Source organism: Ramlibacter sp. GCM10027632 (assembly GCF_042675325.1).
Classification (GTDB): Bacteria; Pseudomonadota; Gammaproteobacteria; order Burkholderiales; family Burkholderiaceae_C; genus Ramlibacter.
The window spans coordinates 1-14460 of record NZ_JBHTGW010000009.1; the positions used below are offsets into that span (position 1 = coordinate 1).

A 14460-nucleotide genomic window follows, 5' to 3' on the forward strand; every position below is an offset into this window, starting at 1 on the left:
GCGGCAGGCCGCGGCCACCGGCTGGGGCGCGGCCGGCGCCAGGGGCGGCCAGCCGGCGCCCGTGGCGACGAACACGCCCGCGGCGGCAGCGGCCAGCCCCAGCAGGGCCAGCGCCATCGGCGACACGCGCCGCGAGCCGGCCGCCGGCTGGGGCAGGTGCACGGGCTGGGTGATGGGGGCCTGGCGCGGCACGGCCACCGGGGCCGCGGCCGGTGAGGTGGGCGGCGGCGCATCCACCGCCTCGATCCCGTCCGCCCTCAGGCCGGCCCGCGCCGCAGCCGCCGCTGCGGGCGCATGGCCCAGCTTGCGCAGGAGGGTGTGGCCGGTGTGGGCCTTGATGCGGTCGTTGTAGAAGCGGCCCTGGCCGGCGCCTTCCAGCTCCTCGAGCTGGGCGGGCGAGAGCGAGTTGCGGCGGGCGAAGTTGACGCGCTCGAGGCCGGATGCCTCGCGCAGCCGGCGCAGCAGCTGCGCGTCATCGTCGGTCCAGCGAAGGCTCATGCGGGTCGTGCGTGGTGGCGGGATTCGAGGCCCGCGGGGCGGGCGGCGGCATCCGCGGAGTCTAGCCGCTAACCCGGGCCCTGCGATACCTCCTGAATGGGATACCGGGAAACCCGGGGCCCGCCTGGTTCCTCAGCCCGCCCGACCGAGCATGGCCTGGAGCAGCACGTTGCAGCCGGCCTCGACGTCGGCGGGAGCGGCGTCCTCGATCTCGTTGTGGCTGATGCCGCCCTTGCAGGGGATGAAGACCATCCCCGCCGGCGCCAGCGTGGCGGCGTAGATCGCGTCATGGCCCGCGCCGGAGATCGCGGGCATGTGCGAGTACCCCAGGCGCGCCGCGGCATCGGCCACCGCCTGCACGCAGCCCGCGTCGAAGCGCAGGGCGGGGTAGCTGGAGACCTGCTCGATCACGATCTCCAGGCCGGCCTGCACCGACAGCCGCCGGGCGAAGGCCTTCACCTCCTCGGCCTGCCGCTCCACCGCCTCGTCCGAGGCGTTGCGCAGGTCGATGGAGAACTTCACCCGGCCCGGGATCACGTTGCGGCTGTTCGGGTGCACCTGCACCATGCCCACCGTGCCGCGGCCGTGCGGGCCGTGGCGATGGGCCGAGGCCACCACCTCCTGCATCAACTGCGCGGCGACCTGCAGCGCGTCGCGCCGCAGGTGCATGGGCGTGGGGCCGGCGTGGGCCTCCATGCCCGTGACGGTGCAGTCGAACCAGCGGATGCCCAGCACGCCCTCGACCACGCCGATGGTCACGCCCGCATCCTCCAGCACCGGGCCCTGCTCGATGTGGGCCTCGAAGTAGGCCCCGACCGGGTGCCGGCCCGGTTCCTCCTCGCCGATGTAGCCGATGCGCGCGAGCTCCTCGCGCACCGTACGGCCCTCGGCGTCGGTGGCGGCGTAGGCGTGCGCCAGGCTGAAGGCGCCGGCGAACACGCCCGACCCCATCATCACCGGCACGAAGCGCGAGCCCTCCTCGTTGGTCCACACCGCCACCTCGATCGGCGCCTCGGTCTCGATGCCGTGGTCGTTGAGCGTGCGCACCACCTCCAGGCCGGCGAGCACGCCGTAGTTGCCGTCGAACTTGCCGCCGGTGGGCTGGGTGTCGATGTGGCTGCCCGTCATCACCGGCGGCAGCGCGGGGTTGCGGCCAGGGCGGCGCATGAAGATGTTGCCGATGCGGTCCACCGTCACCGTCAGGCCGGCCTCGCGGGCCCAGCGGGTGACGAGGTCGCGGCCCTGCCGGTCGAGGTCGGTGAGGGCCAGGCGGCAGACGCCGCCCTTGGGCGTGGCGCCGATGCGCGCCAGCGCCATCAGGGACTGCCAGAGTCGCTCGCCGTTGACGCGCAGGCGGGAGGGGTCGGAGGTCATGGTCATGGAGTCGAGGTTTCGGACGGGGACGCCGGGCTGGCGTCGAACTTGCTGCAAGCGGGGCGATGAACGAGCTGAACCTGCAACCCCTCACCCCCGCGGCCTTCGCCCCTTACGGCGAGGTGCTGGACCTGGAGGCGCCCGCGGCGCGCACCATCAATGGCGGCACCAGCGGCCGCGCCGACCTGCCCGCCGGCCTGGACCTGGCGCGCGAGGGCGGCCGGCCGGTGCTGGCCGTCTTCCACGCCCGCGCCCAGGCCGCGCGCGGGCCCTGGCACCTGCTGGAGCGGCACCGCCTGGGCAGCCAGACCTTCGTGCCGCTGGACGGCACGCCCTGGGTGCTGCTGGTGGCCGCGGCCGGTGACACGCCCCGCCCCGGCACGCTGGCGGCCTTCGCGGCCGGCCCGCGCCAGGGCGTGACGCTGCGCGCCGGCACCTGGCACCACCCGCTGATCGCGCTGCGCGCCGGCCGCTTCCTGGTGCTGGAGCGCGGCGCCGCCGCGCAGGACTGCGAGGTCGTGAGGCTGGAGGTGCGGGTCCATGGCGCAGGCTGATCGCGCGGGCGCTCAGGCAGCGGCGATGCGCTCGGCCAGCGCCACCAGGCTGCGGTCGCTGCCGGCGGGGCCCAGCAGCGACAGGCCCAGCGGCGCGCCCGCGCGCGAGGCCAGGGGCAGGGACAGCTGCGGGAAGCCGGCCAGGCCGGCCACGCACAGCAGGCGGATCGCGCGGTTGCGGTAGTCCTCCAGCGCCGCCTCGGGCTCGCTCGCCAGCGGCGCGATGTCGGGCATGGTGGGCAGCACCAGCACGCCGTCCTCGCCGAGCAGGTCGGCGAGGTGGGCGCGGAAGCGGTCGCGGAAGGCGCGGGCGGTGGCGGCCTGCGCGTCGGTCACCTGCGCCGACCACTCGAAGCGCTGCGCCACGCCCGGGCCCAGCGGCGGCTGGAAGCGGGCGAGGAAGCCGCCATCCACCTTCCAGGCCTCGTGGCCCTGGAGGTAGCGGAAATTCCAGTACATGGCGTCGAAGCCCTCGAGCACGACCTGCGCCGGCGCGGCGGGGCCGAGCGCGGCCTCGACGCGGGCGCGGGCCGGCGCGAACGCGTCCAGGGCCGCAGCGGTGGGCTGGGCCCACAGGTCGGTGGGGGCCAGCAGGCGCACCCGCGCGGGCAGCGGCTTCGCGTCGGCGCCGAGCAGGACGTCGGCGACGCGGGCGAAGGTTGGGACGTCGCGGGCGAACCAGCCGCAGGTGTCGAGGCTGGGCGCGAGGTCCAGCGCGCCGGCCAGGCTCACCCGGCCGTGGGTGGGGCGCAGGCCCACCAGGCCGCAGTGGCTGGCGGGGGCGCGCACCGAGCCGCCGGTGTCGGTGCCCAGGGCGAAGTCGCACAGGCCATGGGAGACCGCGGCGGCGGAGCCCGAGGAGGAGCCGCCTGCGATGCGGTCCGGCGCGGCGCCATTGACCGGGCTGCCGAAGTGCGCGTTCTGGCCGTTCATGGAGAAGGCCAGTTCGTCGGTGATCGTCTTGCCGGCAAAGCGCGCGCCGGCGTCCAGCAGCGCCTGCACCGTGGGCGCGGTGCGCGCCTGCACCCCCAGCAGCGCCAGCATCAGGGGCTGGCCGCCGCTGGTGGGGTAGCCGGCGACATGGAACAGGTCCTTCACCCCGAAGGACAGGCCGGCCAGCGGGCCGGTGGCGGCATGGGGCACCGGCGCGGCCGGGTAGGGCATGAAGGCGCGGGCGGGGTCGTGCAGGATGTCGGTGTGCAGGTTCATCGGGAGTGGGTCCAGGGGGCGGGCGGCCGTCAGGCCGCCTGGGGGGAGGGAGCCGGGGCGGGAGCGGGCGCGGGCGCGGTGTCGGCCACCCGCAGGCAGCGCACGCTGTGGCCCGCGTCGAGCAGGGTCGGCCCGGGGCGGGTGGCCAGGCAGTCGGCCTGCGCCATCGCGCAGCGCTCGGCGAAGGCGCAGCCCGCGGGCAGGGCGGTGAGGTCGGGCGGCGAGCCGGCGATGGTCTGCAGGCGCTGGCCCTTGGCCAGGGCGCCATGCGCGCGGCTTCGCAGCAGGGCCTGGGTGTAGGGGTGGCGCGGCGCGCGCAGCAGGGTGCGCGCCGGGCCTTCCTCGACGATCCGCCCCGCATACATCACCGCGATGCGGTCCGCCACTTCCACCGCGGCGCCGATGTCGTGCGTGACGAAGACCACCGACAGCCCCAGCTCCCGCTGCAGCTCCCGCAGCAGCAGCAGGATCTGGATCTGCACCGTCGCATCGAGCGCGGTGGTGGGCTCGTCCGCGAGCAGCAGCTGCGGCCGGCAGGCCAGGGCGAGGGCGATCATGGCGCGCTGGCGCATGCCGCCGGACATCTCGTGCGGGTAGGCCGCCAGGCGCCGCTGCGGGCTGGGGATGCGCACGCGCTCGAACAGCGCCAGCGCCCGCTCCTGCGCCTCGGCGGGCGAGACCGCCTCGTGCCGGCGGATCGCCTCCGTGATCTGCCGGCCCACCGGGTACACCGGGTCCATCGCCAGCAGCGGCTCCTGGAACACCATGGCGGCCACCTTGCCGCGGTAGGCGGCCAGCTCGCCGCGCGCCATCGCCAGCACGTCCTGCCCGCCCACCCGCACCCGGCCCTCCAGGCGCGTGCGGTCCTCGGGGTGCAGGCGCAGCAGGCTGCGCAGGGTCACGCTCTTGCCGGAGCCGGACTCGCCGATCAGGGCGACCACCTCGCCGCGGCGCACCTGCAGGTCCACGCCGCTGACGGCCTCCACCGGCCGGGGGCCGCCGGTGAAGGTCACGTGCAGCTGGCGGATGTCGACGAAGGGTTCGGTCATGCGGCCTCCTGGAGGGGCAGGGCTTCGGGCGCCAGCGCGTGGCCGCTGCCGGCCACGTGCATCCAGCACGCGACCTGCTGGCCGCGGGGGCCGGCGGCCAGCACGGGCATGCGCTCGCTGCACACCGCCTGCGCGTGCGGGCAGCGGGTGTGGAAGCGGCAGCCCGGGGGCGGGTTGATCGGGTTGGGCGGATCGCCGGCCAGCGGCGGCTCCTCGGTGCGCGCGTCCGGGTCCATCGACGGCACGGACGACAGCAGCGCCCGGGTGTAAGGGTGGGCCGGCGACTCGAACAGCGTCTCGCTGTCGCCGATTTCCACCACCTGGCCCAGGTACATCACCATCACGCGGTCGCTCATGTAGCGAACCACGTTCAGGTCGTGGCTGATGAAGACGTAGGTCAGGTTGAACTCGTCCTTCAGGTCCAGCAGCAGGTTCAGCACCTGCGCCTCGACCGACTTGTCCAACGCCGATACCGCCTCGTCCAGGATGATCAGCCGCGACTGCAGTGCCAGTGCGCGGGCGATGTTCACCCGCTGGCGCTGGCCGCCGGAGAGCTCGTGCGGGTAGCGGCCGGCGAAGCGGCGCGGCTCGAGCCCGACGCGGGCCAGCAGGTCGCGCGCCCGCTCCACGGCCTGCTGCCGGGGCAGGCCGTGCACCGTCGGAGCGAAGGCGATGGAGTCCTCCATCGTCAGGCGGGGGTTGAGGGAGGCGTAGCTGTCCTGGAACACCATCTGCGCCTGGCGCCGGAACTTCTTCAGCGGCAGGGCCGCGCCGCCCACGGCCTCGCCGTCGAACACCAGCTCGCCGCGGTCCTGCGTGACCAGCTGCATCAGCAGGCGCGCGGTGGTGCTCTTGCCGCAGCCGGACTCGCCGACCACGCCCAGGGTCTCGCCCTTGCGGACGTCGAAGTCGATGCCGTCGACGGCGCGGACCACGCCGCCGCCGCGCCCGAGCAGGTCCTTCTTCAGGGGGAAGTGCTTGACCAGGCCGCGTACCGCCAGCAGCGGCTGGGCCGGGCCTCCGAGGTCAGGGGTCTTCAGGGGCATGTCGGCCTCACTGCTTGATGTCCATGGCCGAGCGCAAGCCGTCGGCCAGGAGGTTGAAGGTGATGGAGGTGATGAAGATCATCACGCCCGGCAGCGCGGCGACCCAGGGCTGCACGTACAGCGCGGTGCGCAGCGTGTTGAGCATGAGGCCCCACTCGGGCTCCGGCGGCTTCACGCCCAGGCCCAGGAAGGACAGGCCCGAGGCCAGGATCATCGACACCGCGACCAGGCTGGTGGCGTAGACGAACACCGGCCCGAGCACGTTGCCCAGCACATGCACCCGCACGATGGTCAGCGCGCCGGCGCCGGAGGCGCGGGCCGCGTCCACGAACTCGCGGCCGCGAAGCTGCGTGGTCACGCTCTCGGCCACGCGGGCGATGGGCGGGATGAAGACGATGGTCAACGAGAGCAGCGAGTTGCCGATGCCTGCACCCAGCGCGCCGGACAGCGCGATCGCCAGAAGCACCGAGGGGAAGGCGTAGAAGACGTCGATGGTCCGCATCAGCACGTTGTTCACCACGCCGCCGGCGTAGCCAGCGGTGATGCCGATGAGGCTGCCCAGGACGAAGGCGAGGACCACGGGCGTGATGCCCATGAACAGGGACAGGCGCGCGCCCACGATCAGGCGAGTGAGCATGTCGCGCCCGAGTTCGTCGGTGCCCAGGGGGTGCCCCTCGAAGCCGATCGGCTTGAGGCGCTTGAGCATGGACGAGGCGTAGGGGTCGGCCGGCGCGAGCTGCGGGCCGAAGGCGGCGAGTACCAGCAGGAGCAGCAGCACCAGGGCGGCGCCGATGGCGACCTTGTCGCGCGCCAGGCGGCGGCCCACGGTCTGCCAGTAGCCGGGCGAGCGCTCCGGCGCGGCGGGGAGGGTGAGGGTGGTCATGGGGCCTCCTTCAGGCGCGGGCGATGCGCGGGTCCAGCAGCGACTGGATCACGTCGACCACGAGGTTCAGCACGACGAAGAACACGGCCAGCACCAGGATGGTTCCCTGCAGCAGGGGCAGGTCTCGCTGGAAGATGGCGGAATTGAGCAGGAAGCCGGTGCCGGGCCAGGAGAACACGGTCTCGATCAGGATCGAGCCCCCCAGCAGGTAGCCCAGTTGCAGGCCCATCACCGCCAGTGCGGTGGGCGCGGCATTCTTCACCACGTGCAGGAAGACGCCGGTGTCCCTCAGGCCCTTGGCGCGCAGGCCCACGATGAACTCCTGCGCGAGGATCTCGGCCACCAGCGCGCGCACGGTGCGCGAGATGATGCCCATGGGAATCACGCTCATGGTCAGCGCCGGCAGCACCATGTGCTGCAGGTGCGCCCAGTCCCAGGCCCACGCGTCCGAGCCGCCGGGGCCCGCGCCGCCCGGGGGCAGCCAGCCGAGGGCGGAGGCGAAGACGATCACCATCACCATGCCGAGCCAGTAGTGCGGCACGCTCACGCCGAGCACGGCGGCGAGCGAGGCCGCCTTGTCCAGCCACGAGTTGCGGAAGTAGCCCGCGACGAACCCGAACAGGCTGCCCAGGACGAAGCCGATGACCGTGGCCAGCACCGCCAGGCGCAGGGTGTTGCCCACCGCGCGCATCACCTCGGTGGTCACCGGCCGGCTGGTGGCGATGGAGGTGCCCAGGTCGCCCTGCAGGGCGCGCCAGAGCCAGGAGGCGAACTGCTCGGGGTAGGAGCGGTTGAAGCCGTACAGCTCGGTCATCTTCGCCTGCAGGTCGGCCGAGGCGTCGGGCGGCAGGATGGACACGAGCGGGTCGCCCGGCGCGAGGTGCACCAGGGCGAAGCAGACAAGCGCCACGCCCAGCATGATGGGCAGGGTGTAGGCGAGGCGCCTCAGGAGGAATCCGATCATGGGAGCAAGGGTCCGGAAAAGGCGCGGGCGCCCGCCGCCACGCCGGTGGCGGGCGCCCGCTGGGGACTCGGGAGACCGGGCCCCCCGCACGGGGGGCCGGGGCCAGGTCAGTCCATCGTCATCGTGGCGATGTCGATGAACCAGCTGCGCGGCTGCACCACGTTCTTCACCTTGGCGCTCATCGCGCGCGGGCCGACGTCATGGGCGATCCAGACGAAGGGCGCCTCCTCGACGATGCGGGCATGCAGCTTGGCGAGGGCGGCGTCGCGGGCCTTGCCGTCGAACGCGTTGCGCGCGTCGGCGATCAGCTGGTCGATCTCGGCGTTGCCGAAGTAGCCCCAGTTGTTGGAGACCGGCGGGAAGGTCTTGGTGCTGGTGAAGCGCACCATGGCGAAGAACGGGTCCATCGCGGCGTAGCTCACGTTGATGGCGTGCGCGCCGTTGGCCGTCGGGTCCTTGGCGCCGCGGCGCCAGTTGGTGAACAGGGTGTTCCACTCGATCACGTCGAACTGCACGTCGAAGAAGCACTGCTTCAGCGACTGCTGCACGAACTCGTTCATCGGCAGCGGCTGCATCTGGCCCGAGCCGGAGGCGGAGATCTGCACCTTCACCTTGACCGGCTTGGCCGCGGAGTAGCCGGCCTGCTGCATCAGCGCCTGGGCGGCCTTCACGTCGTACTTGATGTCGAACTTGGGATTGCCCCACCAGGGGTGGCCCGGGGGCACGGTGCCCTTGGGCACGGCCATCATCCCGCCCAGCAGGGTCTTCAGGCCCTCGCGGTCCACGCACAGGTTGGCGGCCTGGCGAACGCGCTTGTCCAGCCAGGGCGAGCCCTCGGCGAAGGACAGCTGCCACGGCCAGACGTGGGGCTGGGCGTTGCTGTACATCTTGAAGCCGCGCTGCGTGATCTGCGGGATGGCGTCCGGCGCGGGCGCCTCGATCCAGTCCACCTGGCCGGACAGCAGGGCCGCGGTGCGGGCATTGGCTTCGGGCATGGGCAGCATCACCACGCGGTCGATCTTCGGGGTGCGCTTGGGGTCCCAGTAGGCCTTGTTGGCAACCACCTCCAGGCGCTCGCGCGGCACGAAGCGCGCCATCTTGAAGGGGCCGGTGCCCGAGGCGTCGGCGGCGAAGGCGGTCCAGGCCTGCTTGGCGCGCTCGCCGGCGTCGGCCACGCTGGCGGGCACGGCCTTGAGCTTGGCCTCCCAGTGCGCCGGCGAGGCCATGAACAGGTTGGTCAGGTTCAGCGGCAGGAAGGAGTCGGGCTCGCTGGTGGTGAGTTCGACGGTGAGGTCGTCGACCTTGCGCGCGCTGCGCAGCGTCGGCATGCGCGAGGCGGTCACGCCGACCTGGCTGGCGTCGAAATGGGGCGCGTCCTTGTCCAGGACCTTGCGCACGTTCCACACCACCGCGTCGGCGTTGAAGGCGGAGCCGTCATGGAACTTCACGCCGGGACGCAGCTTGAAGGTCCACTTGGTCTTGTCCTTGGCGTCCACCGTCCACGACAGGGCCAGGCCCGGCACCAGCACGCTGGGCGCGTCGGACTTGGACAGGTCCCAGTGCGTCAGCGCGTCGTACATCGGGATGCCGGTGAACCGGTTGCCCTCGAAGCCCTGGTCGGGCTGGCCGAGCGTGCGGGGGATGTCGGCGGCGGTCATGGCGACGCGCAGCAGTTTTTCCTGGGCGAGCACGGCGGGCGAGGCGAGGGCCGACAGCAGGCCGGCCGCGAGGGCGACGCCGGCCGCGCGGGTGGCGAGTCGGTGGGGACGGAAACGGTTCATCAGGACTCCAGCGGGTTGTTCGGGATTTGTCATGGCCAGGAGCGCCCTGGCAGACATTCCCTATGCAACCCGTGTGCCATCCATTGGCGCCGTCATGCCGGGCCCGCGATGCACCACGGCGGTTCGCCGCCCGCCCGCGCGCGTGCATCACCTTGAGGCGCACGCCCCGGGTGCATGCAGGCGCGCCGGGCCTCAGCCCGCGACGACGGTGAAGCGGCGCACCCGGCCGACGGGCGTGTCGACCTCGTCGGCGAACTGGGACAGCGGCCGCATCCAGGTGACGGCCTCGTCCCCCTGGAGCGGCTGGTAGAGGACACCCGTCTCCAGCGTCGCCTCGATGCGGCAGAAGCCGCTCACGCGGTACAGGCCCCCCTTGTAGTGGCGAAGCAGCGTGCCGGGCGGCAAGGCGAGGGCGGCGGGGTCCTGGGGCGTCATGGCGCCGGACTATAGCCCGGCGTCCGGCTGCGGCCCGGCGGACGGCGAGTCCATCGGGGTGCCGTTGCGGATGCGGTGCACCGAGCCGAGGTCCACCGTCCAGACGATGCCGTCACCGATCTGGCCGGTGGAGCAGCTCGCGATGATGGCGTCCCGGATGGTGGGGACCATGTCGTCATCGGCGAGCACGCACACCATCAGCTTGGGCGTGAAGTCCGTCAGCTCCTCGCGCACGGTGCGCTTGGCGACGGCCGCCGGTGCGGTGAAGCCCTCGGCGCGGAACACCGTCACGCCGGGGAAGTTCGGGATGGCGCGCAGCGCCTCCCGCAGGCGCTCGAGGCGGTGGGGGCGCACGATGGCGCGGATCTCCTTCATGGCAGGTCTCCTCTCAGGCTTCGCTGGCCGGGTCGTCGAACCACCGGTACAGGGTGGGCAGGACGACCAGGGTCAGCAGGGTGGACGAAATCAGCCCGCCGATCACTACCACGGCCAGGGGCTTCTGCACCTCCGAGCCGGGACCGCTGGCGAACAGGAAGGGCACCAGGCCCAGCAGGGCGACGGTGGCCGTCATCATCACGGGGCGGAAGCGCATCACGCAGCCCTCGCGCACCGCCTCGGCGACGCTGCGCCCGTCCTCGCGCAGGCGCCGGATGCAGGAGACCAGCACCACGCCATTGAGTACCGCGATGCCCCACAGCGCGATGAAGCCCACCGACGCCGGCACGCTCAGGTACTCCCCGGTGACCGCCAGCCCCACGACCCCGCCGATCGAGGCGAAGGGCAGGACCAGGATGATCAGGGACGCCAGCTTCACCGACCCGAACAGCATGAACAGCAGGAAGAAGATCGCGCCGATCGTGATGGGCACGATGACCTGCAGCGTGCCCATGGCCCGCTGCATGTTCTCGAACTGGCCGCCGTAGACGAAGTAGTAGCCCTCGGGCAGGCGTACCTGCGTGGCGAGGCGCTGCTGCACCTCGTCGACGAAGCCGGCCAGGTCGCGGCCCGTCACGTTGGCGCCCACCACCACGCGGCGCTTGGCGGTCTCGCGGCTGATCTGGGCCGGCCCGTCGACCAGCGACACCGAGGCCACCGAGCCCAGGGGCACCAGCGCCCCGTCGGGGGTGCGCAGCATGGTGCTGGCGATGGCCTCCACCGTGCCGCGCGCCGCCTCGGGAAAGCGCACCGCGATGCCGAAGCGGCGCTCGCCCTCGTACAGCACCGTCACCTCGCGCCCGCCGATGGCCGTCTCGATGATGGACTGCACGTCGGAGACGTTGATGCCGAAGCGGGCGATGGCCTTGCGGTCGATGTCGATGGTCAGCGACTGCTGGCCCGACAGCCGCTCCAGGCGGATGTCCTGCGCGCCGGGCACGCTGCGCAGGATGCGCGCCACGTCCTCCGAGATCCGCCGCAGTTCGGCGAGGTCGTCGCCGAACACCTTGACCGCGAGCTGCGAGCGCACGCCGGTGACCATCTCGTCCACCCGCTCGGCGATCGGCTGCGAGAGCACGATCTGCACGCCGGGGATGGTGGACAGGCGCTGGCGGATGTCCTCGTCGATCTCGTCCTGGGTGCGGTCGCTCCGGGGGTCGAGCAGCACGATGGGGTCGGACTCGTTCGGCCCGGCAGGGTCGGCCGGCGACTCGCCGCGCCCCAGCTTGGAGACCACCATGCGCACGCCCGGCACCTCGGCGATGGCCTTCATCGCGGCGGTCTCGATGCGGATCGACTCGTCCAGCGAGATGCTGGGCACGCGATTGATCTGCGGCGTCAGCGCGCCCTCCTTCATCGTGGGCATGAATGACTTGCCCAGGAACGGGAACAGCGCCACGGACGCGAGCAGCAGGCCCACCGCGACCGCCACGGTGCGCCGGTCGCGGGCCAGGGCGGCGTCGAGCAGGCGCAGGTAGCGGGTCTTCAGGAAGGCGACGACGCGGGTGTCATGGTCGGCGCCGCCCTTGAGGACGTAGGAGCACAGCACCGGCGACAGCAGGAGCGAGACCACCAGGGAGATGCCCAGGGCCATGGCGATGGTCAGCGCCAGCGGCCCGAACAGCTTGCCCTCGATGCCCTGCAGGGCCATCAGCGGCAGGAACACCAGGATGATGATGGCGATGCCGAAGATGGTGGGCGTGGCCACCTCGGTGGTGGCCTGCAGGATGGTGCGCACGCGCGAGCCGCCGGCGTGCGCCGCCTCCCCGAGCCGGTGGTAGACGTTCTCCACCACCACCACGGTGGCGTCCACCATCAGGCCGATGGCGATGGCCAGCCCGCCCAGGGACATCAGGTTCGCCGAGATGCCGTAGCGGTTCATCAGGATGAAGGTGGTCAGCGGCGTGATCACCAGGGTCGCCACCACGATCAGGCTGGAGCGCACGTCGCCCAGGAAGACGAACAGCACCACCACCACCAGGAAGATGCCCTCGATCAGGACCTTGCCCACCGTCCACAGCGCCGCGTCCACCAGCTCGGTGCGGTCGTAGTAGGGGACGATCTTCAGCCCGCCGGGCAGCATGCCCTTGGCGTTGATCTCGTCCACGCGATCCTTCACCCGGGTGACGATCTCCTTGGCGTTGCCGCCGCGCGCCATCAGCACGATGCCGGAGACGGCCTCGGTGTAGCCGCCCTTGATGATGGCGCCCTGGCGTACCTCGTGGCCCAGCTGCACCTGCGCCACGTCGCGCACGAACACCGGCACGCCGCCGGCCTCCTTGACGACGATGGTGGCGATGTCGTCCACCGTGCGGATCAGGCCGACGCCGCGGACGAGGAACTGCTCGCTGCCCTGGGGCAGGATGCCGCCGCCGGCGTTGGCGTTGTTGCTGGCGATGGCGTCCACCAGCTGCTGCACGGTCAGGCCGTGGTGCTTGAGGCGCTGGGGGTCGGCCAGCACCTGGTACTGGCGCACGTAGCCGCCCTGCGAGTTGATCTCGGCGACGCCGGGGATGGACCGCAGCAGCGGCCGCACCACCCAGTCCTGCACGATCCGGCGCTCGGCGAGCTCGGCGGGGGTGAGGGCGCGCTGGCCGTCGTCCGGATGCTCCAGGGTGTACTGGTACACCTCGCCCAGGCCGGTCGACACCGGCCCCAGCACCGGCGTGACGCCGGGCGGCATGCGCGAGCCCACCTCGATCAGCCGCTCGGTGACGAGCTGGCGCGCGAAGTAGACGTCGGTCTTGTCGGTGAAGACCAGGGTGATGATGGACAGGCCGCTCTTGTTCAGGGAGCGCATTTCCACCAGCCCGGGCAGGCCGGTCATGGCGATCTCCAGGGGCGCCGTGACGAAGCGCTCGATCTCCTCGGGCGAGCGGCCGGCGAACTCGGTGGCGACCTGCACCTGCACGTTGGTCACGTCCGGGAAGGCGTCCACCGACAGCCGCAGGGATTCCCGCAGGCCGAAGGCGCACACCACCAGCGCGATGACGACCACCAGCAGGCGCTGCGTGAGCGCCGCGCGTATCAGCGATTGCAGCATGGGCGGTCCTTATTCGAGTTCGGCGCGCTTGCGCTCGTTGTTCATGTGAAAGGCGCCCTCGACGACCACCGGGTTGCCGGCATCCAGGCCCTTGAGCACCGGGCGCAGGCCGTCGACGGCCGGTCCGAGGTCCACCGGGGTGAGGCGGAAGCGGTCCGGCGCCGACTGCACGAACACATGGTCCCGGTCGCCCTCGCGCACCACCGCTCCCGCCGGCACCGCCAGCTGCTGCCGGCGCGCGCCTTCGATGCGCAGCGTCGCCAGCATCTGCGGCTTGAGCTCCCGGGTGCGGTTGTCGACCTCGGTGCGGATCGCCACCGTGCGGGTCTCGGGTGAGACCGTGTCGCTGACGAACACCAGGCGCCCGCGCAGGCGGCGGTCGCCCAGGGCCGGCACCGTGACCTCCACCGGCTGGCCCGGCTGCACGCTGCGGGCGGCCTGCTCGGGCAGGGCGCCGACCACCCAGACGGTGGACAGGTCGGCGACGGTGAACATCGGGTCACCCGGCTGCGAGACCTGGCCCCGGCTGATGGTGCGCTCTGTGACCACGCCGGAGAGCGTCGCCGTCACGTTGGCCGCAGGCACCAGCTGGCCCTGCTGGCCGAGGCGGGAGATGGCGTCCTCCGGCAGGCCGAGGAGCCGCAGCTGGTCGGCCGCCGCGCGCGACTCGGCGCGTGCGATCGCCAGCTCCGACTCGCGCCGCTGGAGTTCGGCCGAGCCGATCACGTCGGCCTGGATCAACTGGCGGGCGCGTTCGACCGCGCGCTCGGCCAGGGCGGTGGCGGAGCTGGCTCGCAGGTAGGCCAGCTGCGCGCTGGTCAGCTCGGGGCTGGCGATGCGCGCCAGGGTCTGGCCGGCGCGCACGCTGTCGCCCACTTCGGCCAGCACCTCGGTGATGCGGCCGGTGACGGCGGCGCCGATGCGGGTGACGCGCTGCTCGTTCGCGTCGATGCGGCCAGTGACTTCCTGGACGGCGGCGATCTCGGCCACCGCGGCGGGCGCCACCTTGAAGTGGGCGGCCATGGCGGGCGTGATGCGCACCGACATCGGATCGGCCGCTTTGGCCGGTGCCGAGGCGGCGGCCTGCGCGGCGGAGGGATCGGCCCCGGGGCGGCTGCAGGCAGCAAGGGCCAGGGCCAGCGCGACGGCGAACGCGGCGGGAAGGGCGGGACGGGGAGTAACTCGCATG

12 protein-coding genes and 1 pseudogene are annotated in these 14460 nt (G+C 72.5%); 1 reads left to right on the plus strand and 12 read right to left on the minus strand.

The genetic code is table 11. The annotated features are described in order from the left end of the window. Positions 1-498 (minus strand): annotated as a pseudogene (locus ACFQZY_RS13980) (hypothetical protein); the annotation flags it as partial. Positions 499-630: 132 nt separating this feature from the next. Further along, on the minus strand, positions 631-1872 hold the full coding sequence (locus ACFQZY_RS13985) for a Zn-dependent hydrolase (RefSeq protein WP_377416790.1): 1242 nt from the start codon (positions 1870-1872) through the stop codon (positions 631-633). Positions 1873-1937: 65 nt separating this feature from the next. Here ACFQZY_RS13985 and ACFQZY_RS13990 point away from each other — a divergent pair, with 65 nt between their 5' ends. Next, positions 1938-2426, plus strand: a complete 489-nt coding sequence (locus tag ACFQZY_RS13990; RefSeq protein ID WP_377416792.1) for an ureidoglycolate lyase — start codon at positions 1938-1940, stop codon at positions 2424-2426. 12 nt (positions 2427-2438) lie between these two features. Here the strand turns inward: ACFQZY_RS13990 and ACFQZY_RS13995 are convergent, their stop codons facing one another. From ACFQZY_RS13995 to ACFQZY_RS14040, 10 genes are all read right to left on the minus strand, one after another. Next, complete coding sequence (locus ACFQZY_RS13995; RefSeq protein WP_377416794.1) at positions 2439-3635, minus strand: amidase; 1197 nt, start codon at positions 3633-3635, stop codon at positions 2439-2441. 29 nt (positions 3636-3664) lie between these two features. Then, positions 3665-4684, minus strand: a complete 1020-nt coding sequence (locus tag ACFQZY_RS14000; RefSeq protein WP_377416796.1) for an ABC transporter ATP-binding protein — start codon at positions 4682-4684, stop codon at positions 3665-3667. Beyond that, complete coding sequence (locus tag ACFQZY_RS14005; RefSeq protein WP_377416798.1) at positions 4681-5730, minus strand: ABC transporter ATP-binding protein; 1050 nt, start codon at positions 5728-5730, stop codon at positions 4681-4683. The genes ACFQZY_RS14000 and ACFQZY_RS14005 overlap by 4 nt, the downstream gene beginning before the upstream one ends. Positions 5731-5737: 7 nt before the next feature. Continuing rightward, complete coding sequence (locus ACFQZY_RS14010) at positions 5738-6613, minus strand: ABC transporter permease (protein ID WP_377416800.1); 876 nt, start codon at positions 6611-6613, stop codon at positions 5738-5740. A gap of 10 nt (positions 6614-6623) precedes the next feature. After that, positions 6624-7577, minus strand: a complete 954-nt coding sequence (locus tag ACFQZY_RS14015) for an ABC transporter permease (RefSeq protein WP_377416802.1) — start codon at positions 7575-7577, stop codon at positions 6624-6626. Positions 7578-7684: 107 nt separating this feature from the next. Further along, positions 7685-9358, minus strand: coding sequence for an ABC transporter substrate-binding protein (locus ACFQZY_RS14020; protein ID WP_377416804.1), 1674 nt, complete (start codon positions 9356-9358; stop codon positions 7685-7687). Positions 9359-9550: 192 nt separating this feature from the next. Further along, complete coding sequence (locus tag ACFQZY_RS14025) at positions 9551-9793, minus strand: DUF1653 domain-containing protein (protein ID WP_377416806.1); 243 nt, start codon at positions 9791-9793, stop codon at positions 9551-9553. A gap of 9 nt (positions 9794-9802) precedes the next feature. Further along, positions 9803-10168 carry a P-II family nitrogen regulator gene (locus tag ACFQZY_RS14030; RefSeq protein ID WP_377416808.1) on the minus strand — a complete coding sequence of 122 codons (366 nt, stop codon included), beginning with the start codon at positions 10166-10168 and terminating at the stop codon, positions 9803-9805. A gap of 13 nt (positions 10169-10181) precedes the next feature. Continuing rightward, positions 10182-13271: an efflux RND transporter permease subunit gene (locus ACFQZY_RS14035; RefSeq protein ID WP_377416810.1), complete on the minus strand. Its 3090-nt coding sequence runs from the start codon at positions 13269-13271 to the stop codon at positions 10182-10184. Between the two features lie 9 nt (positions 13272-13280). Continuing rightward, the gene (locus tag ACFQZY_RS14040) at positions 13281-14459 is read right to left on the minus strand and encodes an efflux RND transporter periplasmic adaptor subunit (RefSeq protein ID WP_377416812.1); all 1179 of its coding nucleotides are present in this window, start codon (positions 14457-14459) and stop codon (positions 13281-13283) included. Between the last annotated feature and the right edge of the window lies 1 nt (position 14460).

What these genes read in the sequence shown, in the direction of transcription:
- ACFQZY_RS13985 (WP_377416790.1), bottom strand. Translation starts at nt 1,872, where the DNA reads ATGACCTCCGACCCCTCCCGCCTGCGCGTCAACGGCGAGCGACTCTGG.
- ACFQZY_RS13990 (WP_377416792.1), top strand. Translation starts at nt 1,938, where the DNA reads ATGAACGAGCTGAACCTGCAACCCCTCACCCCCGCGGCCTTCGCCCCT.
- ACFQZY_RS13995 (WP_377416794.1), bottom strand. Translation starts at nt 3,635, where the DNA reads ATGAACCTGCACACCGACATCCTGCACGACCCCGCCCGCGCCTTCATG.
- ACFQZY_RS14000 (WP_377416796.1), bottom strand. Translation starts at nt 4,684, where the DNA reads ATGACCGAACCCTTCGTCGACATCCGCCAGCTGCACGTGACCTTCACC.
- ACFQZY_RS14005 (WP_377416798.1), bottom strand. Translation starts at nt 5,730, where the DNA reads ATGCCCCTGAAGACCCCTGACCTCGGAGGCCCGGCCCAGCCGCTGCTG.
- ACFQZY_RS14010 (WP_377416800.1), bottom strand. Translation starts at nt 6,613, where the DNA reads ATGACCACCCTCACCCTCCCCGCCGCGCCGGAGCGCTCGCCCGGCTAC.
- ACFQZY_RS14015 (WP_377416802.1), bottom strand. Translation starts at nt 7,577, where the DNA reads ATGATCGGATTCCTCCTGAGGCGCCTCGCCTACACCCTGCCCATCATG.
- ACFQZY_RS14020 (WP_377416804.1), bottom strand. Translation starts at nt 9,358, where the DNA reads ATGAACCGTTTCCGTCCCCACCGACTCGCCACCCGCGCGGCCGGCGTC.
- ACFQZY_RS14025 (WP_377416806.1), bottom strand. Translation starts at nt 9,793, where the DNA reads ATGACGCCCCAGGACCCCGCCGCCCTCGCCTTGCCGCCCGGCACGCTG.
- ACFQZY_RS14030 (WP_377416808.1), bottom strand. Translation starts at nt 10,168, where the DNA reads ATGAAGGAGATCCGCGCCATCGTGCGCCCCCACCGCCTCGAGCGCCTG.
- ACFQZY_RS14035 (WP_377416810.1), bottom strand. Translation starts at nt 13,271, where the DNA reads ATGCTGCAATCGCTGATACGCGCGGCGCTCACGCAGCGCCTGCTGGTG.
- ACFQZY_RS14040 (WP_377416812.1), bottom strand. Translation starts at nt 14,459, where the DNA reads ATGCGAGTTACTCCCCGTCCCGCCCTTCCCGCCGCGTTCGCCGTCGCG.